2 protein-coding genes are annotated in these 687 nt (G+C 69.3%); one reads left to right on the plus strand and one right to left on the minus strand.

What is annotated here, in order from left to right:
• Positions 1 to 370 (minus strand): hypothetical protein (locus AC08ON_RS06075; RefSeq protein ID WP_476616599.1); only part of this gene is annotated, 370 nt, incomplete at its 3' end.
• 83 nt (positions 371 to 453) lie between these two features.
• Here AC08ON_RS06075 and AC08ON_RS06080 point away from each other — a divergent pair.
• On the plus strand, positions 454 to 687 hold a 234-nt coding region (locus AC08ON_RS06080; protein ID WP_476616607.1), incomplete at its 3' end, for an inorganic diphosphatase.

Here is a 687-nt window from a genome sequence, read left to right on the forward strand (position 1 = left end):
CGCGGCGGGTGAACCCGGATCCGTCGCCGCCGGCCTGCCCGGCGGTGTCCCGCCGCGACGGGACACCGGGGGTGCGACGGGACACCGGAGGTGTCGTGTCGGCGGGCGGCACTGGTACGAAGAAGGCCCCACCGGGCGTGTCGCCGGTGCCCATCATGGTTTCGGTGCCCGGGAGATCCGGCGGTGGAAACGTGGTGGTGCCGGTGCGGTTCGGGTGGGAGGCGGCGTCCGCGACACTAGGTGCGCCGTCGTGGGTGTGACGCCTCGTTGTGGTCACTGGGGTGGGTGGCCCGCGCCCCGGGCGGAGCACATCCACCGCCTGGCAGAGCACGACGTACGGCACGAGCACGACGTACTGCGCTACGAGCACGGTACGGCTCGAACGAGCACCATGTGACAAACGGCGATCGCTCCGGTGCGGACCGGGCGAAGACGAAGGAGACAGGGAGCGGAGTGGACCTTGAGTTCGATGTGACCATCGAGATCCCCAAGGGGCAGCGCAACAAGTACGAGATGGATCACCACACCGGCCGTATCCGGCTTGACCGGATGCTGTTCACCTCCACCCACTACCCGTCGGACTACGGGTTCATCGAGGGAACCCTCGGGCGCGATGGTGATCCGCTGGACGCCCTCGTCCTGCTGGAGGAGCCGACGTTCCCGGGCTGCCTGGTGCGGTGCCGGACG

The sequence above is a fragment of the Frankia sp. CoWAU3 genome, from assembly GCF_977971855.1.